The organism is Bradyrhizobium sp. SZCCHNS1022 (assembly GCF_032484835.1).
In the GTDB taxonomy this organism is placed as follows: domain Bacteria; phylum Pseudomonadota; class Alphaproteobacteria; order Rhizobiales; family Xanthobacteraceae; genus Bradyrhizobium.
Genome location: NZ_JAUETT010000003.1, coordinates 433556 through 453366 on the forward strand (window position 1 = coordinate 433556; position 19811 = coordinate 453366).

Consider the following 19811-nt stretch of genomic DNA (forward strand, 5'->3'; position numbering starts at 1 on the left):
GTGCTGCGGCTCGTATCCTCTGTGCTGTTTTTAGCGACGTGGTGGATCGCAGCCGCGCTCGCCGGCAGCGCCAAACTGCCGCCCCCCGCCGCGGTGCTCCGCGTCGTGCGGCAGGAAGCGGAGTCCGGCGCATTATTCCTGCATCTTGGCGCGACGCTGGCGCGCGTCGTGCTCGCCTTCACGCTGGCGATGGCCGTCGGCTCCGTGCTCGGCTACCTGATGGGGCGCCATCGATTGGCCGATCGGCTCGGCGATCCCTGGCTGATCCTGCTGCTCAACCTGCCGGCGCTGGTGGTGATAGTGCTGGCCTATATTTGGGCGGGGTTGACCGAGGTCGCAGCGATCAGCGCCATCGCGATCAACAAGCTGCCGACCGCGGTCGTTACCTTGCGCGAAGGCGCCCGCGCGCTCGACCCGACGCTCGACGAAATGGCGAACGTATTCGCCTTCTCGCGCTGGCGCAGCTTCCGGCACGTGCTGCTGCCGCAGCTTGCGCCCTACATTGCAGCCGCGGCGCGGTCCGGGCTGTCGCTGGTCTGGAAGATCGTGCTGGTCGCAGAACTGCTGGGGCGGCCGAACGGCGTCGGCTTCGAGATCGGCGTAGCCTTTCAGCTGTTCGACATTCCGCTGCTGCTCACCTATTCCTTGAGCTTCGCGGCGGTCGTGCTTGTGATCGAGACCTCATTCGTACAGCCGTTCGAGCGGCGCGCATCGCGGTGGCGGCTTCGTGCGGCTTGACGTCGACATCACCGGCAAGAGCTTCACGAACGCCGCGGGCAAGCGGCAAGAGGTGCTCGCGCGCATCGAGTTCTCGCTCTATTCCGGCGAAGTCGGCGTCGTTGTCGGCCCCTCCGGTTGCGGCAAGAGCACGATGCTGCGGATTCTTGCCGGTCTCGATTCCGATTTCGAAGGTCACGTCGTGCGCCCCGAGACCGCCCGGCTAGCAATGGTATTCCAGGAGCCGCGGCTGTTGCCGTGGCGCTCCGTCGAGCAAAATGTCCGCCTGGCGGCGCCCGATATCGATGCGGCCAAGCTCGATGCGATCTTTGCGGTGCTCGAGTTGAGCGGCCACCGCGAGCATTATCCGGGCGAGTTGTCGCTCGGTCTTGCCCGCCGGGTGGCAATTGCTCGGGCAGTTGCGGTCGAACCTGACTTTCTGATCCTGGACGAGCCGTTGGCCTCGCTCGATGAAGCCTTGGCCTCGCGACTGCGCGAGGAGATCGCGACACTGGTCGGCAGCCGGCCGATGATCACGTTGCTGGTGACGCACAGTCTGGAAGACGCGGTGCGGCTCGGGGACCGGCTGTTCTTTCTGTCCGCCCGCCCAGCCCGTCTCCTCCACGCCGTTCCGATCCAGACGCCACGCGCGGCAAGGACGGATGAGGTGATCACCGCGACCAAGGCCGATCTGGCACGATTGGACCTTGCAGGACAATGACGCACGTCGATAACAGCTGGTGGACAGGAACCACGTTTCGGGAGGACGTGATGCCAAGAATACTGGCGCTCACCGCAGCCTTGTGTCTGACCATGCCGGCTGCCCTGCTGGCGCAAGGCAAGGGCATCCGTCTTTGGAATTTGACGACGGCGACCATCACCGGTTTTCAACTGTCCCCGACGGGCCAGAACAATTGGGGCCCGAATCAGACCCTCAATGACAAGGACAAGGAGGTCGACCACGACGAGCGGCTGCGACTCACCGGCGTCGAGCCAGGGCGCTATGACGCCAAGATCAGCTATGCCGGCTCAAAGCAGTGCTTCGTGCGCGACATCGAGATCAAGGCCGACGCCATCGTCTCGATCGCCGACAAGGATTTGATGGACTGCACGAACTGAGATCGAATGCAGCTCAACCCGCCGGATTTGCGCTCGCGCCTTCGGCCTTATCGTCGCTGTGCGGATATTCGCAGCGCCACTTCACGGCCGTCCATTTCGGATGCTCGCCGACCCACTGCGCAATATAGGGAGGTGCCTGCATCGCGCACTGGCGCAGCGAGCCGCCATCGGTGAACACGAGATGGGTCTCTTCGCAAGTGGTCGGCGAAAGGACCGCACAGATGGTGATGACGAGGTCGATTGGGCTCATGCCTGCAATCCTTCGAAGCTAGTGAGTACTCCGATTCCGAAGTTCGTATCCTATCGGGGCAAGCTCATGTGCCAACTTCGGAATTGAAGAGCATGAGCAAACCCTTGATTTCAGTGCTGCTTTGAATTCGATGCTCCGATCAGCGTACGCGGAGTCGGCTGATCGGAACTCAAGTTTCCGCCGCACCCGTTCAGTAAGTATACCAAATACGATTTTGGGACGATGGGGTTTCTAACGCCCGACGGAATAAACGCCGCCTATCACAGATCCGCGATCCGCTGCCGGCGAGCGGGCGCTTGATCCGCGAACCGAGGACTGCGATGGTAACAGTCATCATAACTTGAAGAAAACGGGGAGGATGACGCAATGGCCAAAGTTCTGGTGCTGTACAAGACGCCGAAGAGCGCCGAAGCATTCGACAAGCACTACACGAATATTCATATCCCGCTGGCAAAGAAGATTCCGGGTCTGACGGCCTATGATATCAGCCGTGGTCCGGTCGCCGGGCCCGCGGGTCCGAGCAATATCCATCTGGTCGCGACGCTGACATTCGACACGATGGACGCGTTGAAGGCTGGAATGGGATCGTCCGAAGGGAAGGCCGCAGCAGCAGATCTTCCGAATTTCGCCGATGGCGGCGTCGATCTCTACTTGTTCGACACACAAAACGTCTGAGCACAGAGCGTCTGAATACTAAAGCGCGAGATCGCGATACCAAACAAAACTGCCAAGCCCTCGTGAGCACAATCCGGCTCAGTCGGGCTTGGCAGATCGTTCATTTTTGATTTGCGAGCCGCTTACTTGCGGGCCGCGCAGGCATACATGTTGATTTCCATGCCCACCGGCACTTCGACGATCTTCGGGGTTCTCCAGGCCATTTCAAGCTCCCAAGTTCTGACACTTTCATTTCTGGCGCGCTCATCGCACCGATGTTGAAGCTAGGACCGCATCAAGTCAAACGCAAGACCCGCGGCTAAGCCACGGAAAGCTCAGCGTCTATCGTCGCAACGGAGGCACCAGCCTATGCCCGGACGGCCGCGCCAACTCCCTGGCGTCGAGGGTTCCGTCGCTGTCCGCGTTCGCTGCATTAAACCGTGCCGTGACGACGTACTCGTCCAGCAGCTTCAAGGCACGGCGGCCTGACATCCGTCAAGATCGGGTCAGCGCTTGGGACTTGCCGTCAAGGCTCGTCGCGCGTTCGCGCCTTCGCAAGTGCGAGTCGCGAAGGGTGCCGACAGGATTCCAGGCAAATCCGAAGTAGCCGGCTGCAATCACGCCGATCTGACCGGAGCAGGCCGGTCATCCGTAACGACCGCATAGGTCTTGCCCTCGCTCACATGAATCTCGTCCGCGAAATAGGCGTCGGCCTCGCCACAACATGACGCGGGACATCGGGCTGCATCAACGCCTGATCCCATTCGCGCAACGCCAGATTCGAGGAATCAAGCTTCATGTCGCATCGCAACACAGAGGCGGTGCGATCATGCCAATTCCGTTTTCCCAGGAGCGGAATGAGTTAGAGCTAATGGAATAAGTACATCTGGCTCAGCGTCGTCACTGCCCTGCCTCGAATTGCGCTGCTTACGTTTTCGTATTGACGCTTTTTCGTTTCGAGCAGAGTGTTGTGCGTGCAGCGTCAGAATAGGCGCGCGAGAAAAGACTCGGGAGGAAATGAATGAAACGGATTGCGCTGGCCGCTGGCCTCGCGATGTTTGCATCGTTTGGCGCAAACGCACAAACCGCCGATCAGTTGGTGAAGGGTGCGACAGATACGTCGAACGTGCTGAATTATGGGATGGGCTATAATCTGCAGCGGTTTAGCCCGCTGACACAGATCTCCAAGGACAACATCAAGAATCTCGTCCCAGTTTGGAATTACAGCCTTGCCGACGACCGCAGCGAGGAATCGCAGCCGCTGGTGTACCAGGGCGTCATCTATCTCACGACGCACAACGCCACGATGGCAATCGATGCAAAGACCGGCAAGCAGATCTGGAAAAGCAAGATCGAATATCCGGCCGAGACCCCGCGTATCGTCTGCTGCGGCATCATCAATCGCGGCGCCGCACTGTTCGACGGCAAGGTCTTTCGGACCACGCTCGATGCCAATGTGATCGCGCTCGACGCGAAGACCGGCAAGGAGCTATGGCGGCAGAAGGCCGCCGACATCAAGGAAGGCTATTCGATGACCGTCGCGCCGCTGGTTGCGGACGGCATCGTGCTGACCGGTGTTTCCGGAGCGGAGTTCGGCACGCGCGGCTTCATCGACGGCTGGGATCCGGCGACGGGCAAGCATTTGTGGCGGACACATACGGTGCCGAGCCCGGACGAGCCCGGCGGCGACACCTGGAAGGGCGACACCTGGAAACTTGGTGGCGGCTCGACCTGGATCACCGGCTCTTATGATCCGGAGCTCAACACGGTCTATTGGGGTGTCGGCAACCCGGGCCCGTTCAACGCAGCGGTGCGTCCTGGCGACAACCTCTACACTTGCTCGGTGCTGGCGCTCGATCCGAAGACCGGCAAGATCAAGTGGCACTACCAGTTCTCGCCGAACAACCCGTTCGACTATGATTCGGTCGCGGAAATGGTGCTCGCCGACATCAAGGTCGAAGGCAAGCCGACCAAGGTGCTGATGGACGCCAACCGCAACGGCTTCTTCTATGTGCTCGATCGCACCGACGGCAAGCTGCTGGCCGCCAATCCATACGTGAAGGTGAACTGGGCTTCCGGCATCGACATGAAGACCGGCAAGCCGATCGAGACCGACGTCACGCGAGACGCGCGGGAAGGCAAGAAGGTCGTCGTCTTCCCGTCGATTCTCGGCGGCAAGAACTGGGAGCCGATGTCGTATAATCCGCAGACAGGCTTGGCTTATGCCAATACGCTGGTGTTCGGCGGTCACTACAAGACGGAGCCCGCGACCTACAAGGCTGGCGAATGGTATCTCGGCATGGACCTGACCGACCTCTGGGAATGGGGTAATGGTCCGCGCGGTCAGCTCAAGGCGATCGATCCCATGACGGGGAAGAGCAAATGGGAGCAGCCGAGCGATATTCCGCGCTTCTCAGGCGTGCTGTCGACCGCCAGCGGCCTCGTCTTCTCAGGTCAGTTGACCGGCGAATTCGAAGCCTTCGACGCCGACAGCGGCAAGAAGCTATGGCAGTTCCAGACCGGCTCGGGGATCGAGGGGCAACCCGTGACCTGGCAGCAGGACGGCGTACAGTATGTCGCGGTCACGTCAGGCTACGGCGGCGTCTACTCGCTATTCTCCGGTGACGAGCGCCTGGCCAACGTTCCGGCCGGCGGTTCTCTCTGGGTCTTCGCGGTCAAGAACTAAGTATGGAATGCCCGTGAAGATAGATGCATTGATGTCGACGGCGGCGCATTTCGCCGCCGTCGGGGCGATTGCCGTCGTGCTTTGCACGACCGCGGTTGCCCAGCAGCAACAGGACGAAGGCGAAGCGCACGGCAAAATCGACCAGGGCAAGATGACGTTCGCGCAGAAGTGCTCGCACTGTCACGGTCCCAACATGGTCAATTCTGGCACCATCACGCCTGACCTCCGGCGGTTTCCCGATGACCCGCCGCGCTTTGTCACGACGGTGAAGCAAGGGAAGAACGGCCGTATGCCGCCGTGGGGCGACATTCTCACGGACGACGACATCGCGGCGCTCTGGGCCTATGTGTCCAGTCGGAGGGCGCAATGAGCAGCGCGTTGAAAGCGGTCTGTTCCGCCGCCCTCCTCCTGGCGACGCTCCTGCCGGTGCAGGCCGCCGACAAGCCGCTGCGGGTCTGCCTGGATGAGGACCTGCCACCGCTCTCGACACACCACCGGGGCAAGCCCGGCGCGGGCTTCGATGTCGCACTCGCGCAAGCCGTCGCCGATCGCCTCGGCCGCCAACTCGAAATCCAATGGTTCGAGAGCAAGCTCGACGAGGACTCGAGCCCTTCACTCGAAGCCAATGCGCTGCTATCCGACGGCCGTTGCGAACTGCTCGGCGGCTATGCCTTCACCCAGGACGCGCTGGTCGTGCCGGGGGCCAAGACCGCGAAGTTGCCCGACTTCGACGGCGCCACGCGGGAGGATCGGCGCCGACGTGTCGCGCTCGGCGTCCTGACGCCGAGCAAGCCTTACATGTTCTCGACGCTCACCGTGGTGCTGGGTCCGGACGCGAAGCAGCGGCACGTCGCAGGAATCGGCGATCTCGCCGGGCTGCGCATCGCAATCGAGAGCGGTACGCTTGCCGATGCGATCCTGATGACCTTCGACAAGGGGCGCCTGATCGACGACATCACCCATGTCGTGCCCGGGCGCGACGATCTGCTCGGTGCGCTGGAGCAAGGCAGATTCGACGCGACCCTGCTCGACCTCAGACGTTTCGATGCCTATCGCGCCGCCCATTCCGACACCAAGCTGATAGGCTCCGGCTATCTTTATCCGATTGGGGCCAACCGCGGCTATGTCGCCCTGGCCGGCAATCCGGATCTGCTGACTTCGGTGGATCGTGCGATTTCGGAACTGCAGGATGCGGGCACCCTGCCCGAACTCGGCCGCGCGGCCGGCCTCACCTATCTGCCGCCGCGCGAGCCGATGATCCTGGGTGATGCATTCCAGAAGGTGCTGCACAGCGGCGCCCGATAGCGCCGCCCCCGGCATGACGAGAGCGGCAAGGGCGGTTGGGCCTGCGCCAAGAGCGTGAGTTACTTCAAGAGAGTCAGCCAGCCGTCGCCGCGCGGCCGCCCTTGTGGACGGATGACGGGACCACGCCGAAATACTTCCGGAACACACGGCTGAAATGGGACGAGCTGGAAAAGCCCCAAGAGAACGCTACGTCCGTGATTGTCTTGCCGGACTGGGTTTCGAGTTCCTGACGACAGTGTTGTAACCGAGCGCGCCAGATATAATCGCTCACGGTCATGCCACGGTCGCTGAACACCATGTGCAGATAGCGCTTGGTACAGCCAAGAGCCGCTGAAATCTCATCGATGCACAGATCGGGATCGCGCAGGTGCTCGCGGATGAACGCCTGGGCGCGGATATAGATGGCCTCCGGGCCGCCGCGATCGAACATCGCATCGGCTTCCCGCAGCGGCAGCAGCAGCAAGTCGATCAGCGATTCCGCCACGCCGACCGCGCTGTGCGGAGACAGCTTTGTGGCTTCGTCAAACGCGGCGTGCGCGACGTCATGCGCAATCCGTCCGGTTCCACTGCGGGCAGACAGCTTGCAGGCGACCATCTTGTCCAAACGAAAGCCGCGCTCGTGAAGCAGTTCCTTCGGCACGATGACGACCTCATGGCGCGTCAATCCGGGGCTGACGATCGTGTGCGGGCTGGATACGTCATAGGCCAGACAATCACCGGGCCCGATTTCGATGCGCCGCTCATCCTGCTCGAAATAGGAGATGCCATAGGTCTGGAACAGGATCTTGATATAGGGATGCTCGGTGGATCGGGCTCGTGCCAGCGTATGAGCGATGCGATGTTGGCTCGCTTCGATCTGGCAAAGCTTCAGTCGAGACATCGTCGTGTAGTTAATCCGGCCGTTGAATGACGATCCCTCCAGCGGATCAACGTCAAATCGGCCACACAGATCGGTCAGTGCGTCTGACCATCGCTGGAGCTGGGTTCTGGGCGTCAAGCCCGTCGTGTTGAGCGAGCGGATCGTATCGGGCATGTCCATCCACCGATTTCGAGATCGAACGCAACGGCCCGCCGCATAAAGGCGGGTGACGAAAGTGAAGCTAAATTACTCCCTTTTTTGGGCAGCCGATTTGCTTTGTCCACCGGCTGCTTTGCCCACTCGCCGCTGCTCGTGCCGCACCACGAGCCCGAGAACGATCCTCGGACTTCATTTCAAAGCCGTCAAGAAGAACATCAACCTTCAGTCGAAGGTCGGGGGCATCCGGACCGTTGGTGCTCTGCAACATTCACATGCAGCCGTATGTTGCGGGCCAGCAAAGCAAAACTGTTTCGAAAAACTTCACTTCGGTTCACTCTAGAGCAAACGAGTTTCACTCTTGGGCAAGTTTCCCGATTTCGAACTGGATATGGATGAGTGCTGAAGAATGAGACTGGGCCGCGTCCTGCGGACCTTTGTTCAAAATGGGAGGATGGACGATGCGAAATGTACTGCTCGCAACCTGTCTGACGTCGGTCGCGGCGCTTGCCGCGGGTGGCGCATTGGCCAGCGATGAGCTGGTCAAGATGTCACAAAACCCCAAAGACTGGGTGATGCCTGCGGGCGATTATGCCAACACCCGCTACTCGAAACTCAACCAGATCAACGCCCAGAACGTTGGGAAGCTGCAGGTCGCATGGACCTTCTCGACCGGCGTGCTCCGCGGTCACGAGGGCGGCCCGCTGATCATCGGCAACATGATGTACGTGCATACGCCGTTCCCCAACAAGGTGTATGCACTCGACCTGTCGCAGGACAACAAGATCGTCTGGCGGTATGAGCCCAAGCAGGACCCGAACGTCATTCCGGTGATGTGCTGCGATACGGTCAATCGCGGCCTCTCCTATGGTGACGGCAAGATCTTCCTGCATCAGGCCGACGACAAGCTGATTGCTCTCGACGCCAAGACCGGAAATCTGGTCTGGAGCATCGTCAATGGCGATCCGTCCAAGGGACAGACCGGCACTTCGGCGCCTTACGTGATCAAGGACAAGGTCCTCGTCGGAACCTCCGGCGGCGAATTCGGCGTGCAGTGCAGCATGACCGCCTACGACATCAAGTCCGGCAAGCAGGTGTGGAAGGCCTATTCCGAGGGGCCGGACGACCAGATCCTGTTCGATGCCAGCACGACCTCGCTCGGCAAGCCGGTCGGCAAGGACTCCAGCGTGAAGACCTGGCAGGGCGATCAGTGGAAGATCGGCGGCGGCTGCACCTGGGGCTGGGTGTCGTATGATCCGCAGCTCGACCTCGTCTACTACGGGTCCGGCAATCCGTCGACTTGGAATCCGAAGCAACGCCCCGGCGACAACAAATGGTCGATGACGATCTTCGCGCGCAACCCGGATACGGGCGTGGCGAAGTGGGTCTACCAGATGACGCCGCACGACGAATGGGACTATGACGGCATCAATGAGATGATCCTCACTGACCAGCAAGTCGGCGGACAACCCCGCAAGCTGCTGACGCATTTCGATCGCAACGGTCTCGGCTATACGCTCGATCGCGCAACCGGCGAGCTCCTGGTCGCCGAGAAGTTCGACCCGAAGGTGAACTGGACCACCGGCGTCGACATGGACAAGAACTCGCCGACCTATGGCCGTCCGAAGGTGGTCGCTCAATATTCGACCGACCATAACGGCGAGGATGTCAACACCAAGGGGGTCTGTCCGGCAGCGCTCGGCTCCAAGGACGAACAGCCGGCAGCGTATTCTCCCGACACCCAGCTGTTCTACGTGCCGACCAACCATGTCTGCATGGACTACGAGCCGTTCAAGGTGAGCTACACCGCGGGTCAGCCCTATGTCGGCGCCACCCTGTCGATGTATCCGCCTCAGGGCGACACCAACATGGGCAACTTCATCGCCTGGGACGGCAAGACCGGCAAGATCGTCTGGTCGAACAAGGAGCCCTTCTCGGTGTGGTCGGGCGCACTCGCAACCGCTGGCGGCGTGGTGTTCTACGGCACGCTCGAAGGCTATCTCAAGGCGGTCGACGCCAAGACCGGCAAGGAGCTCTACAAGTTCAAGACTCCGTCCGGGATCATCGGCAACGTCACGACCTATGAGAACAACGGCAAGCAGTATATCGCAATCTTGTCGGGTGTCGGCGGTTGGGCCGGCATCGGTCTCGCGGCGGGCTTGACCGATCCGACGGCCGGTCTCGGTGCGGTCGGCGGTTACGCGGCGCTCTCCAACTACACTGCGCTGGGCGGCACGCTCACCGTGTTCTCCCTGCCGCAGTAACCCGGGATTGCCAGCTTCCGGCGCATGAACTTGTTTCATGCGCCGGTTTGCCTGCCACCGAAATCAAGGATCAAGCTCTTGCGTAAAATCTGCTTTGCGGTCGCTGCGGTTTTCTGCGTGGCAGCCGGAGGAATGGGTGCGACGGGAACGGGAAATGTCTTTGTGGGAATTGCCATGGCGGACGGATCCGGCGATCCGACTGCGGTGAAGTCCGAAGATGGCAAATATTTCGATAAGGACGGAAACCCGACCTACAAGGTTGCCGCCGACGGCACCGTCGACTGGTACACCTACTCGGGATACCGCCGCTACCATTCGGAATGTCACGTCTGCCACGGCCCGGACGGAATGGGATCGACGTACGCACCGGCACTGAAGGATTCGCTGAAGACGATGAGCTATGGCGATTTCCTCGGCGTCGTCGCCAGCGGTCGCAAGAACGTCAGCACCGCCCAGGAGAACGTCATGCCAGCCTTCGGCGACAATCCAAATGTCGCCTGCTACATGGATGACATCTATGTCTATTTGCGCGCTCGCGCTAATGATGCGTGGGGACGTGCACGTCCTGCCAAGCACGAGGATAAGCCGCCAGCCTACACGGAAGCGGAAAATTCCTGCATGGGCAAACACTGATGGGGGATCGCGGCGTTTCAGCTGCCGGTCCTGGGAAAGAATAGGAGTTTAGAGATGAAAACGCGCGCCGCGGTCGCCTTCGAAGCCAAGAAGCCGCTCGAGATCGTCGAGGTCGACCTCGAAGGTCCGAAGGCCGGCGAAGTGCTGGTCGAGATCAAGGCGACCGGCATCTGCCACACTGATGCCTACACCCTGGACGGCTTGGACAGCGAGGGCATATTCCCTTCGATCCTCGGCCATGAAGGCGCCGGTATCGTGCGCGAGGTCGGCGCCGGCGTGCTGTCGGTGAAACCGGGTGACCACGTGATCCCGCTCTACACGCCGGAATGTCGCCAGTGCAAAAGCTGCCTCAGCCAGAAGACCAATCTGTGCACCGCAATCCGCGCGACCCAGGGCAAGGGCGTGATGCCGGACGGCACCTCGCGCTTTTCCTACAAGGGTCAGACCATCTACCATTACATGGGCTGCTCGACGTTCTCCAACTTCACCGTGCTGCCGGAGATCGCGGTGGCGAAAATCCGTGAGGACGCGCCCTTCGACAAGAGCTGCTACATCGGCTGCGGCGTGACCACCGGCGTCGGCGCGGTCGTGAACACCGCAAAGGTCACCCCCGGCTCCAATGTGGTGGTGTTCGGCCTTGGCGGCATCGGGCTCAACGTGATCCAGGGCGCCAAGATGGTCGGCGCCGACAAGATCGTCGGGGTCGACCTCAACGACAGCAAGGAGGAATGGGGCCGCCGTTTCGGCATGACCCATTTCGTCAATCCGAAGAAGATCTCGGGCGACATCGTCCAGCACCTCACCGCACTGACCGACGGCGGCGCCGACTACACCTTCGATTGCACCGGCAACACCGCGGTGATGCGACAGGCTCTGGAAGCCTGTCATCGCGGCTGGGGCGTCTCGATCATCATCGGCGTCGCCGAGGCCGGAAAGGAGATTTCTACCCGTCCGTTCCAGCTCGTCACCGGCCGCGTCTGGAAGGGCACCGCGTTCGGCGGCGCGCGCGGCCGCACCGACGTGCCCAAGATCGTCGACTGGTACATGAACGGAAAAATCGAGATCGATCCGATGATCACCCACACGCTGAAGCTCGAAGAGATCAACAAGGGCTTCGACCTGATGCATGAGGGCAAGTCGATCCGCTCCGTCGTCGTCTACTAACTCACCAACGGCAAGCACTAGGAGGATTGCGCCATGACTGTTCACATTCACCCCTCGGTCGACAACGGTGTCAAGCAGGGCTCGGGCCACTTCGCGGGTGGGACCTTGGTCTGCAAGTGCAAGGACAGGCCGGTCAAGGTCGGCGTCAAGGGTGACGTCGCCCACAATCACGCCTGTGGCTGCACGAAGTGCTGGAAACCCCAAGGCGCGATCTTCTCCGTCGTCGCGGTGGTACCGCGGCAGAACGTGACCGTGCTGGAGAACGGCGACAAGCTGCAGATCGTCGATCCCTCCGCGGTGATCCAGCGCTATGCCTGCCGGGAATGCGGCACGCATATGTACGGCCGAATCGAGAACACGGGCCACCCGTTCTATGGCCTGGACTTCATCCATCCCGAGCTGTTCCAAGAACAAGGCTCGGCTGCCCCCGGGTTCGCTGCCTTCGTCTCCTCAGTCATCGAATCCGGCGTCAAGCCGGAGCAGATGGGCGCGATCAGAGCGCGGCTCAAGGAGCTCGGGCTTGAGCCCTATGACTGCCTGTCGCCGGCCCTGATGGATGCAATCGCCACCCACGTGGCGAAAGCGAAAGCAGCGTAAGCCACGACGCTGCTGAACTAGGGGAACGCCGACGGGCGTCCCTTTTGGAAGCGTTCCTTCCTGACGACTTGGTGCCCCGCTTGTGCTTCTTGCGAGCGGGGCATTTTCTTGTCAGCGCACACGCATACGCCGGGTTGGCACGCCTATACGATCTTGATCGACATGTCCGGCAGGCCCTCGAGCTTGCACAACAATACGTCGCCCTTCACCACCGGACCGACATTCTCCGGCGTGCCGGAATAGATGATGTCGCCGGCCTTCAGCTCGAAGGCCTCGGACAATTTCGAAATCTGCTCGGCAACGCTCCAGATCATCTTGTCGAGGTTCGAGTTCTGCCGCACCACGCCGTTCACGGCGAGCGAGATTGCTCCCATTTTCAGATGCCCGACCTTCGCGACCGGATGAATCGGCCCGAGCACCGCGGCATGATCAAAGCTCTTGCCGATCTCCCAGGGCTTCTTCTCCGCGGCCATGCCGTTCTGCAGGTCGCGCCGGGTCATGTCGAGACCGACCGCGTAGCCATAGACGTGGTCGAGCGCCGCATCGGATGGAATATTGGTGCCGCCGGACTTCAGCGCGGCAACCAGTTCGACCTCGTGATGATAGTTCTTGGTCAGTGACGGATAGGGGTGATCGGCCACCTCGCCGATCGCGACGTTCTGGATCGCATCGGTCGGCTTCTGGAAGAAGAATGGCGGCTCGCGATTCGGGTCGGAGCCGCGCTCGATCGCATGCGCCGCATAGTTGCGGCCGATGCAATAGATCCGGCGGACCGGAAACACCCCGTCCTCGCCCGCGATCGGGATCGTCGTTGCCGGCACCATAAAGATCGGCTTAGGGCCGCCCTGGGCCGCAGCAGGGAGCGCTTCCGAGGCGACAGCCGCAGCCGCGCCCGCAGCCGCCGTGAGAAGATTGCGTCGAGAGGTGATGGTCATGACAAACTCCATTTTGAATGATCACGGACATCAATGCGCGAGCGGATCAGGCCGCATCTGGACCTTGAACACCTTGGGATAAGCCTCCTTCCCGCCCTCGCCATGGAAATTGGCACGGGTGCCGGACGTGGTCCAAAGGCCGCGCCCCTTCCAGCCTGCTGTGGGATCGTCGATCCGACCATCGACGTTCTTGGTGAAGAAGCCGAGCGGATACGGCACGCGTAAGGTGACGAATTCGCCGTTCACCAGGGCAAGCAGCGACTCGCCGCCGTTAGCGGAAGCGATCGGCACGTTGGCGCCGAGGCCGAGAATGTTGAAGCGATCGACCCAGAGATAATAGGCGTGATTGGCGCTGCCCTTTGGATCCAGCCCTTTGAACTGCGGACCCGGCATCCGGTACACTTTCCAGCCTTCCGGACATTGCTTGCCCTCGGCAGTGCCTGGCCCGTTCAGCGGACCCTTGCACAGGCTGCGGTCGAAGCTCGCGAGATGCCCGCTGGAGAGTGCAGTCCATACCACACCATCCAGCCCGATATCGATACCGCGTGGTCCAAACGTGCCCTCCGGCGGCTGATAGATCTCAGCGAGCGCCGTGTTGGCCGGATCGGCTCCGGGCACGACGCGGATGATGTAGCCGGGCTGGTCCATGCGCGAGAAGCCGCGGTCCATCGATTGCCCCCAGATCGAATCATCGACCGGACTCGGCATGATGCCGTAGAAGGAGGCGACGACACGCTTGTCCTTGGCCGGGTCGAGCGGATCCTTCGGCCCGACGTAAACATCGCGCTTGCCGTTGCCATCGGTGTCGATCACAAGCGGTGTCCAGCCTTGCGCGGCGACACCATCGCGCGTCTCGCGGAACTGTTTCACATTCAGCCAGCCGACGAGACCACCGCCGAGGCCGGGACCACCCGCGCTCATCCACAGCGTATCGTTCGGATCGTGCCCGAAGTAGAGATGGTGGGTCGAGAAACAGGTGTTGATCAGATCCCATTGTCCGGTCGCGGGATCGAAGCGCGACAGCTGGCGCACCGAGGTGGCCTGCGGGTCGACCTGCGCGGACGGATGGCTGGAGCCCTGCTTGCAATAGTCGGGATTCTGCGGCGGCCGCAGGCGCGCGGTAAACCAGACCTTGCCCTGCTCGTCCATGATGACGTTATGAATGCTGGTGTGGCCGTCCCAGATCGGATCGTCACCCCAATAGGCCGAGGTGCCACGTGGCGCATCCGTCGACGACGGCGTGTTGGGATCGAGATAGGGCTCGGTGATGGTCGAAGCCACGTTCTTGACCGGATCGAGTGTCGGGATCAGGTCGGTGCTCTCCTCCGGCGAGCCGTAGATGAGACCATTGGCATTGACGCTCGGATTGCGCTTGTCGGTCGAGATCGCATCATGCTGATAGTGCGTCGGCGACGCCCAATCCCACATGGTGTAGACGACGTTGCGCTCGACGCCCCTCGGCCGCTCCGGCTTGTCGAACGGCAGCTCGCCGGCCGCGATGCGGTCGGTCCATTGTGAGAATAGCGCATAGACCTTGTCCGGTCCCATGCTGCCAACCACCGTGGCCATGTATTCCATCGCCTGGCCGGCCTGGGTTCGAATCGCCCAGGCCTCCTGCGAGTTGTGCCCTTCCAGGAAGACCTTCGGCACTTCGCGGATACCGCGCGATCCCAACGCATGACAGGACTGGCAGGCATTCTTGACCGTATCCACCCACTGCGCCTGCGACTTCATCGTCTCAGGCATCTTGTTGCCCTTGTCGCCCGTGCCGGGAAATTCCTCGGGCGCGGGAATGTCGAGCATCGAATACCAGTACATACCGGGATAGAGCTGCGCAGCAGCGGCTGGCGATGCTGACGGCACCGCATTGAAATCGACCGCCCTGCCCGGCCGCACCTCGATCTGCGCGGTGTCCTGCAGTCCGTAGCCGCGGACCCAAACTTTGTAGGTCGCATCGGGGAGTTCGGGGATCACGTAGCGACCTTGGTCATCGGTGACGACGACCTTGGCGTATTTGGTCGGCAGATCGCTGGTCTCGGCAATCACCCAGACGCCGGCTTCTGGACCGTTGGTCCCACTCACCTGGCCGCCGATGTCGTGGGCAGAAATCTCGATCTCGGCTGCGGCGGCGACATCGCTTGACATGAGCGGCATCGTCGCCATGCAGCCCATCAAGATGGCCTTGAGCTTCATGTTTCTCCCCTTTGTCGCCGTTGCCGCCATTTGTCTGGCGGCTCTTTTTTTCTAGCCGGAGCGCCCTTCGGACCTCGCGTGGCCGGCTGCTAGGCGGAAACAGACTTCTTCGCGATCTCCGTGGCGCTCGGCAGATTCTCGCTCGTCCAACGGGCGACCATTACGCCTGGCCGGCATCCCCGTTTCATTCGCATGGGTTGCGGAGCGGGATCAACCTGGTCTCGACTCATGCCGCATTGCAACGCCGATGAACTCCGCGTGAGGAGGTTAAGACTGGACGACCAATTCGCCGATCTGAAGCGCGACAAACTACGCGGCGACAAGCTCGCGACGCCAGGCGAGATCGCCCCCATGAATCGCTTCGTGTGCGCCGCTCCCGTCTCGCCGCAGGGCTATCGCCGGGATTGCCCCATAACGCCGCTGTGCCATTCTGCGCGCTCGACGCATCCCGCGGCGGAGCCATGGACGCGCGGTACACTTGATAGAGCATCAGCCGTCGAACTCGTCCACAAGGACCAAGGACTACGTGATGCCCGTCGACAGATCAGCCGCGTTCTGGGCGGACTTCGGAGACCTCCACGCCAAATCATCAAGATTCTCACGTCCGGCTTGGCAGTGATGTATCAGCGCGGCTGACGAGCTCTTCATTGGTGTAGAGAGGCGTTATCACATGCGCCCCAAACACGCGGGCGCGCGCGACCATTCAACTCATTATCGGGATCGATCGCCGTGATGGCTTGTCGGCCGGGCCGGGGATGCAATCGTCGCTGCGGCTCGCGATCGCTAGCTAAACGGCCGAAGCATCGGCCCGCACTAACACGAATCGACATTTGCCGATTGCTCGCTAGCCGACGAATTCCATCGCCCGGATTTGACGTAGATCAATTTGATGCAGATCAAAAAGAGAGGCCGCCTGCACGATTATGCAGGCGGCCCAAGTCCAGGGAGGAAACGCCCAAGAGGGCTACGCTATGTCTAGCGCAGAGTGGCCGTCATGGGTATCCGGAGGATACCGGAGGTTGTCAACAACTACAAGTTACATTTTACAGCTAAACACCCCAAAAATCGCGCGACGGCCAGCTCGCAGGCCGTTGGTCGCCTCAAGCCTAAGTCAGAGCACTGGTCTTCGGTTCCTGATCCTTCCGTTCGCGTTGTGCGGCGCTGGCGGGGGGCGCCAGCCCGAATCGGTCGCCCCGGGGCTCGAAGCCCTCCACACATGGTAAATTGTCCCTTTCAATCGGCGGATCGCCCCTGGCAGTAGGAATCCGAAGGCGTCCCGCTCCGGTCCCATGAACATGTCGGCCAATTCGCTCGCCTCCTTGCTACGGTCGGAGCCGTTCGGAATTGGAACTGATGAGGACCTGATCCTCGACAATCGCAAGCCACGTCTGCCGCGACTGCGGACAGATACGGATTTCACCTTCCGCATCGCGAAGCTCAAGATTCAACTTAAAGGCGAATATCGGGATCTGAGCTTTCGACCGCGACTGATCATGGCCGCCGTTGTCGAAGTGGGACATGCGATGGTCTGCCGTCGAGATAACTCGCGCTATGACGTTTGCGAACGGCATCGAGTTGCTGTCGTCGCCACTGTGCAAATTCGTCGGGTGACGCGGCTTTGACGTGCGGTTTCGGAATCAAATGTTGTCGCAATATGACTCCCGCTCAATCGAACTGGATCGCGACCGCCAAGCTCGGGCAGGAATGGCACGGCCTCAGCGATCCCAGGCTGCGCGTCATGGCGCATGCGATCCGCCACGAGCAGCAGGGCGAGATCGCGCTGACGGACGGCGAACGGGTCTACCTCGCCTTGGACATTGGTCCCTTGAGCATCCGACCCGACGGGCAAACCATCAGTACGACGTTGTGCGGCCGGCACTTGCTATGCCTGCCCGTCGGCGATATGTCGCCGCCGAATGGCGCGCCCTGAAACATTCATTTCGTGAAGCCGTTCAAATAGATCGGCCGATCCGCCCCCCATCGGCGCAAAATTTTTCTTTCGCTTTTTCAGAATTCATGTTTCTATTCTGCCATCCCGCCTCGTTGAGGGACGTATCGCGATCGTCACGGACGTTGAGTGCGGGATGCGGTAGGCGCACCGGCGTTGCAGCATGGTTCATCCATGCCGACGAACAGCATCGGTGCGCATGGCCAAATCGTGTGGTTCTGGCGCCTCGGTGCTGGCGCTAAGTTGGCGAGGATGCGGATGATGCATCGCGCCGATGACGGGGACAAGAAAGCCGATCCCCGGGGAGATCACGTATACGCCGTCAAACTATCGCGCAGGGAATGCCGGTTGATCCGGCTAAACCTGTGGTGACTGCCGCCTGCTTTCTTTTCTGCAGGCGGGCCATGGGTGAGGCCTTCACCCGGCATTCCCGGCACCCTCTTCGTGGTGAGAGGGTGAAACGAAGTTGATAGCTCGGACGCAAACGCGCCGCGAGACGGTGAAATCGTGCGCGGAGATCGCGTCGGCCTGCGTCGCGGAACGGCGCCTCCATGCGTCAGGCTACTCGGCAATAAGGCTGGCGTCCTTCATGAACACAGTCTCCGGCATGCCCTCCGCCATCGCGCCGTTATCGTCCGCGGTCTCGATGCGGACATGGGACACGCCGAACGGATCGCGCCATTGCTGGACGACGCGAACCTTGTAGCCGCGGAACGCATAGAGCCGCCACATCTCCGCCCGATCGGCCATGACGCTGCCTCCCTCTCCCGCTCGCGCCTACGCGATCCAAGTTTCCTGCAGATGGCGCCACACCGGCGTCGGACGATCGGGGCGGCTGAGCAGCAGTGCAGTCGAGACCCGCTCGGTGGTGCCGGAGTCCTGGATCTGCCGCTCGTGATAGGTGACGAGCGCAGTCGTGTCGCTGACATGCCGCACGACGACCTCGCTGATCTCCATGATCAGCGTCGGCCGCGAGCCGCGCATGGACGGCAGCCCGCCCGCAAACTGCGCGTAAGTCACCAGCTTGCCGGCGGGCGAGACCATCGTGAACCCCTCATCGAAGCGGGCGAGGATCGGCGCCGGATCGTCGCTGCCTTCGGCACGAAACCAGGCCTGCAGCAGCCGATGCAGGGCATCGGCCTCGGCGGCAGCGGCGGCGGTGAATGGACTGGCTGAAACGGACATGATGGCTCCTGATCTCGTGACAAATGAGGTTGATGCGGCTCAGGCGCGCATCAACACCGATTTTTCCGGAATGCTTTCCGCCCAGCCGGATGTCAGCGGCGCGACGAAGACGTTCTCTGTCCGCGTCCGCGCCAGTTTCCAGACGCCGTTCTCCTTGCGGAAGGCGTTGTTGAGCCGGCTCGACCGCAACAGCGACGAGCCGTCGCTGAAGATCCAGGGCTGGCAATGCACCCATTGACCATCCGCCTCGTCGCCGCGGACATGGATCTGCTCCGAGGTCAGGTAATGCACGTTGAGCACCAGCGCGGGATCGCGCTTGGTGCCCCAGAAGCCCTCGAAATGCTTGCGGATCGCGGCCTTGCCGACCATACGGCCGAACTGGTTGTCATAATAGGAGCCGACGCCTTCCCAGATCGCGTCTTCGGTGTAGAGCTCCATGATGCGGTTGATCCGCTCGGCATCGTCGTCCGCGCCGGCCTCCGGGCATGGGGTATCGCACAGGAACATGTAGCGGGCCTGAACCCGGCGAATGTCGGCTTCCGCGCGCAGCACTTCAACCTGTTTCTCAAGCGCCTCCAGCTTGGCCGCCAGATCTTCCAGCTTCATCTCAGGTGGTCTCCTGCTCCTTGGCCGGCAGCGCCGGCGCGGCCGCATTCAGGTGATGATAGGCACGGTTGAAATAGATGAGACCTTCCGGATCGGTCGCGATCGCAACATCGACCACCTCGCAGAAGAACACGGTGTGGGTGCCGACCTCCTCGTTGCGCACGATCCTGCAATCCAGGCTGACGGACGCATCGCTCAGCACCGGCGCGCCTGTGGTCAGCGCCCGCCACGACGCCCGCGCAAAACGCTCGGTGATCTCCAGCCCCTTGCCGCCGAATGCGCCGGACAGCGCCTCGTGCCGGCCGGTCAGGACGTTGACGCACAGCACGCCATTTTCGACGAGATGGGCATGCGCGCCGGCCTGCCGGTTGACGCAGACGAGCAAGGTCGGTGGGGTATCCGTCACGCTGCAGACGGCCGAGGCCGTCAACCCATGCCGGCCGGCGGGACCGTCGGTCGTCACCACATTCACGGCGGCTCCCAACCGGCTCATCGCGTCGCGGAATTCGTTTTGGCCGATCGGGCTCATCACAGTCATTC

General features: G+C 61.6%; 22 protein-coding genes and 1 pseudogene. 13 read left to right on the forward strand and 10 right to left on the reverse strand.

Annotated features, from left to right (window positions below; all coding sequences use genetic code 11):
* From QX071_RS21655 to QX071_RS21665, 3 genes are read left to right on the forward strand one after another with little or no spacing between them, the layout of a single operon-like run.
* On the forward strand, positions 1-738 hold the full coding sequence (locus tag QX071_RS21655) for an ABC transporter permease (RefSeq protein WP_315704702.1): 738 nt from the start codon (positions 1-3) through the stop codon (positions 736-738).
* On the forward strand, positions 728-1438 hold the full coding sequence (locus QX071_RS21660; protein ID WP_315704703.1) for an ABC transporter ATP-binding protein: 711 nt from the start codon (positions 728-730) through the stop codon (positions 1436-1438). Before QX071_RS21655 ends, QX071_RS21660 begins: the two co-directional genes overlap by 11 nt.
* 50 nt (positions 1439-1488) lie before the next feature.
* The gene (locus QX071_RS21665; protein WP_315704704.1) at positions 1489-1836 is read left to right on the forward strand and encodes a hypothetical protein; all 348 of its coding nucleotides are present in this window, start codon (positions 1489-1491) and stop codon (positions 1834-1836) included.
* Between the two features lie 13 nt (positions 1837-1849).
* Here the strand turns inward: QX071_RS21665 and QX071_RS21670 are convergent, their stop codons facing one another.
* A complete protein-coding gene (locus QX071_RS21670) occupies positions 1850-2086 on the reverse strand; it encodes a hypothetical protein (RefSeq protein ID WP_315704705.1) in 237 nt (78 codons plus the stop codon).
* A 366-nt stretch (positions 2087-2452) separates the two neighbouring features.
* Here QX071_RS21670 and QX071_RS21675 point away from each other — a divergent pair, with 366 nt between their 5' ends.
* Positions 2453-2761 (forward strand): EthD family reductase, encoded by a 309-nt coding sequence (locus tag QX071_RS21675; protein ID WP_315704706.1) that lies wholly within the window; start codon positions 2453-2455, stop codon positions 2759-2761.
* A gap of 122 nt (positions 2762-2883) precedes the next feature.
* Here QX071_RS21675 and pqqA read toward each other — a convergent pair whose 3' ends face one another.
* Both pqqA and QX071_RS21685 read right to left on the reverse strand, forming a co-directional pair.
* Positions 2884-2964, reverse strand: a complete 81-nt coding sequence (pqqA, locus tag QX071_RS21680; protein WP_083841505.1) for a pyrroloquinoline quinone precursor peptide PqqA — start codon at positions 2962-2964, stop codon at positions 2884-2886.
* A 118-nt stretch (positions 2965-3082) separates the two neighbouring features.
* Positions 3083-3205, reverse strand: a pseudogene (locus QX071_RS21685) (calcium-binding protein); the annotation flags it as partial.
* Positions 3206-3761: 556 nt separating this feature from the next.
* Between QX071_RS21685 and QX071_RS21690 the strand changes: the two are divergent.
* Genes QX071_RS21690 through QX071_RS21700 form a run of 3 tightly spaced genes read left to right on the forward strand, consistent with a single transcriptional unit; the run spans position 3762 to position 6731 of the window.
* Positions 3762-5426 (forward strand): methanol/ethanol family PQQ-dependent dehydrogenase, encoded by a 1665-nt coding sequence (locus QX071_RS21690; RefSeq protein WP_315704707.1) that lies wholly within the window; start codon positions 3762-3764, stop codon positions 5424-5426.
* A gap of 31 nt (positions 5427-5457) precedes the next feature.
* Positions 5458-5796: a cytochrome c gene (locus tag QX071_RS21695; RefSeq protein ID WP_315704708.1), complete on the forward strand. Its 339-nt coding sequence runs from the start codon at positions 5458-5460 to the stop codon at positions 5794-5796.
* Complete coding sequence (locus tag QX071_RS21700; protein WP_315704709.1) at positions 5793-6731, forward strand: transporter substrate-binding domain-containing protein; 939 nt, start codon at positions 5793-5795, stop codon at positions 6729-6731. Before QX071_RS21695 ends, QX071_RS21700 begins: the two co-directional genes overlap by 4 nt.
* 73 nt (positions 6732-6804) lie before the next feature.
* Here the strand turns inward: QX071_RS21700 and QX071_RS21705 are convergent, their stop codons facing one another.
* The gene (locus QX071_RS21705) at positions 6805-7764 is read right to left on the reverse strand and encodes a helix-turn-helix domain-containing protein (RefSeq protein WP_315704968.1); all 960 of its coding nucleotides are present in this window, start codon (positions 7762-7764) and stop codon (positions 6805-6807) included.
* A 443-nt stretch (positions 7765-8207) separates the two neighbouring features.
* Here QX071_RS21705 and xoxF5 point away from each other — a divergent pair, with 443 nt between their 5' ends.
* From xoxF5 to gfa, 4 genes are all read left to right on the forward strand, one after another.
* Positions 8208-10010 (forward strand): lanthanide-dependent methanol dehydrogenase XoxF5, encoded by a 1803-nt coding sequence (gene xoxF5, locus QX071_RS21710; protein WP_315704710.1) that lies wholly within the window; start codon positions 8208-8210, stop codon positions 10008-10010.
* A 132-nt stretch (positions 10011-10142) separates the two neighbouring features.
* Complete coding sequence (locus QX071_RS21715) at positions 10143-10643, forward strand: c-type cytochrome, methanol metabolism-related (RefSeq protein WP_315704969.1); 501 nt, start codon at positions 10143-10145, stop codon at positions 10641-10643.
* Between the two features lie 54 nt (positions 10644-10697).
* A complete protein-coding gene (locus tag QX071_RS21720; RefSeq protein WP_315704711.1) occupies positions 10698-11807 on the forward strand; it encodes an S-(hydroxymethyl)glutathione dehydrogenase/class III alcohol dehydrogenase in 1110 nt (369 codons plus the stop codon).
* 33 nt (positions 11808-11840) lie between these two features.
* A complete protein-coding gene (gfa, locus tag QX071_RS21725) occupies positions 11841-12404 on the forward strand; it encodes an S-(hydroxymethyl)glutathione synthase (RefSeq protein WP_315704712.1) in 564 nt (187 codons plus the stop codon).
* A gap of 143 nt (positions 12405-12547) precedes the next feature.
* On the opposite strand, the gene QX071_RS21730 is transcribed toward gfa, so the two are convergent.
* Positions 12548-13339: a fumarylacetoacetate hydrolase family protein gene (locus QX071_RS21730; protein WP_315704713.1), complete on the reverse strand. Its 792-nt coding sequence runs from the start codon at positions 13337-13339 to the stop codon at positions 12548-12550.
* Between the two features lie 30 nt (positions 13340-13369).
* Positions 13370-15484 carry a carboxypeptidase regulatory-like domain-containing protein gene (locus QX071_RS21735; protein ID WP_315729479.1) on the reverse strand — a complete coding sequence of 705 codons (2115 nt, stop codon included), beginning with the start codon at positions 15482-15484 and terminating at the stop codon, positions 13370-13372.
* Between the two features lie 1337 nt (positions 15485-16821).
* Here QX071_RS21735 and QX071_RS21740 point away from each other — a divergent pair.
* Together QX071_RS21740 and QX071_RS21745 are read left to right on the forward strand one after the other, a co-directional pair.
* Positions 16822-17154, forward strand: coding sequence for a hypothetical protein (locus QX071_RS21740; protein WP_315704715.1), 333 nt, complete (start codon positions 16822-16824; stop codon positions 17152-17154).
* 32 nt (positions 17155-17186) lie between these two features.
* Complete coding sequence (locus QX071_RS21745) at positions 17187-17462, forward strand: hypothetical protein (protein ID WP_315704716.1); 276 nt, start codon at positions 17187-17189, stop codon at positions 17460-17462.
* Positions 17463-18041: 579 nt separating this feature from the next.
* Here the strand turns inward: QX071_RS21745 and QX071_RS21750 are convergent.
* From QX071_RS21750 to QX071_RS21765, 4 genes are read right to left on the reverse strand one after another with little or no spacing between them, the layout of a single operon-like run.
* Positions 18042-18230: a hypothetical protein gene (locus QX071_RS21750; RefSeq protein WP_315704717.1), complete on the reverse strand. Its 189-nt coding sequence runs from the start codon at positions 18228-18230 to the stop codon at positions 18042-18044.
* 27 nt (positions 18231-18257) lie between these two features.
* Positions 18258-18665, reverse strand: a complete 408-nt coding sequence (locus tag QX071_RS21755; RefSeq protein ID WP_315704718.1) for a DUF4440 domain-containing protein — start codon at positions 18663-18665, stop codon at positions 18258-18260.
* 39 nt (positions 18666-18704) lie between these two features.
* Complete coding sequence (locus QX071_RS21760; RefSeq protein ID WP_315704719.1) at positions 18705-19271, reverse strand: nuclear transport factor 2 family protein; 567 nt, start codon at positions 19269-19271, stop codon at positions 18705-18707.
* 1 nt (position 19272) lies between these two features.
* The gene (locus QX071_RS21765; protein ID WP_315704720.1) at positions 19273-19809 is read right to left on the reverse strand and encodes a flavin reductase; all 537 of its coding nucleotides are present in this window, start codon (positions 19807-19809) and stop codon (positions 19273-19275) included.
* Positions 19810-19811: the final 2 nt, after the last annotated feature.

Excerpts from the sequence above, each read along its gene's own strand:
- QX071_RS21750 (WP_315704717.1), bottom strand. The coding sequence starts at position 18,230 with ATGGCCGATCGGGCGGAGATGTGGCGGCTCTATGCGTTCCGCGGCTAC.
- QX071_RS21665 (WP_315704704.1), top strand. The coding sequence starts at position 1,489 with ATGCCAAGAATACTGGCGCTCACCGCAGCCTTGTGTCTGACCATGCCG.
- QX071_RS21690 (WP_315704707.1), top strand. The coding sequence starts at position 3,762 with ATGAAACGGATTGCGCTGGCCGCTGGCCTCGCGATGTTTGCATCGTTT.
- QX071_RS21715 (WP_315704969.1), top strand. The coding sequence starts at position 10,143 with ATGGGTGCGACGGGAACGGGAAATGTCTTTGTGGGAATTGCCATGGCG.
- pqqA (WP_083841505.1), bottom strand. The coding sequence starts at position 2,964 with ATGGCCTGGAGAACCCCGAAGATCGTCGAAGTGCCGGTGGGCATGGAA.
- xoxF5 (WP_315704710.1), top strand. The coding sequence starts at position 8,208 with ATGCGAAATGTACTGCTCGCAACCTGTCTGACGTCGGTCGCGGCGCTT.
- QX071_RS21695 (WP_315704708.1), top strand. The coding sequence starts at position 5,458 with ATGTCGACGGCGGCGCATTTCGCCGCCGTCGGGGCGATTGCCGTCGTG.
- QX071_RS21760 (WP_315704719.1), bottom strand. The coding sequence starts at position 19,271 with ATGAAGCTGGAAGATCTGGCGGCCAAGCTGGAGGCGCTTGAGAAACAG.
- QX071_RS21730 (WP_315704713.1), bottom strand. The coding sequence starts at position 13,339 with ATGACCATCACCTCTCGACGCAATCTTCTCACGGCGGCTGCGGGCGCG.
- QX071_RS21670 (WP_315704705.1), bottom strand. The coding sequence starts at position 2,086 with ATGAGCCCAATCGACCTCGTCATCACCATCTGTGCGGTCCTTTCGCCG.
- QX071_RS21735 (WP_315729479.1), bottom strand. The coding sequence starts at position 15,484 with ATGTCAAGCGATGTCGCCGCCGCAGCCGAGATCGAGATTTCTGCCCAC.
- gfa (WP_315704712.1), top strand. The coding sequence starts at position 11,841 with ATGACTGTTCACATTCACCCCTCGGTCGACAACGGTGTCAAGCAGGGC.
- QX071_RS21740 (WP_315704715.1), top strand. The coding sequence starts at position 16,822 with ATGAACATGTCGGCCAATTCGCTCGCCTCCTTGCTACGGTCGGAGCCG.
- QX071_RS21675 (WP_315704706.1), top strand. The coding sequence starts at position 2,453 with ATGGCCAAAGTTCTGGTGCTGTACAAGACGCCGAAGAGCGCCGAAGCA.
- QX071_RS21745 (WP_315704716.1), top strand. The coding sequence starts at position 17,187 with ATGACTCCCGCTCAATCGAACTGGATCGCGACCGCCAAGCTCGGGCAG.
- QX071_RS21705 (WP_315704968.1), bottom strand. The coding sequence starts at position 7,764 with ATGCCCGATACGATCCGCTCGCTCAACACGACGGGCTTGACGCCCAGA.
- QX071_RS21720 (WP_315704711.1), top strand. The coding sequence starts at position 10,698 with ATGAAAACGCGCGCCGCGGTCGCCTTCGAAGCCAAGAAGCCGCTCGAG.
- QX071_RS21755 (WP_315704718.1), bottom strand. The coding sequence starts at position 18,665 with ATGTCCGTTTCAGCCAGTCCATTCACCGCCGCCGCTGCCGCCGAGGCC.
- QX071_RS21700 (WP_315704709.1), top strand. The coding sequence starts at position 5,793 with ATGAGCAGCGCGTTGAAAGCGGTCTGTTCCGCCGCCCTCCTCCTGGCG.
- QX071_RS21765 (WP_315704720.1), bottom strand. The coding sequence starts at position 19,809 with ATGACTGTGATGAGCCCGATCGGCCAAAACGAATTCCGCGACGCGATG.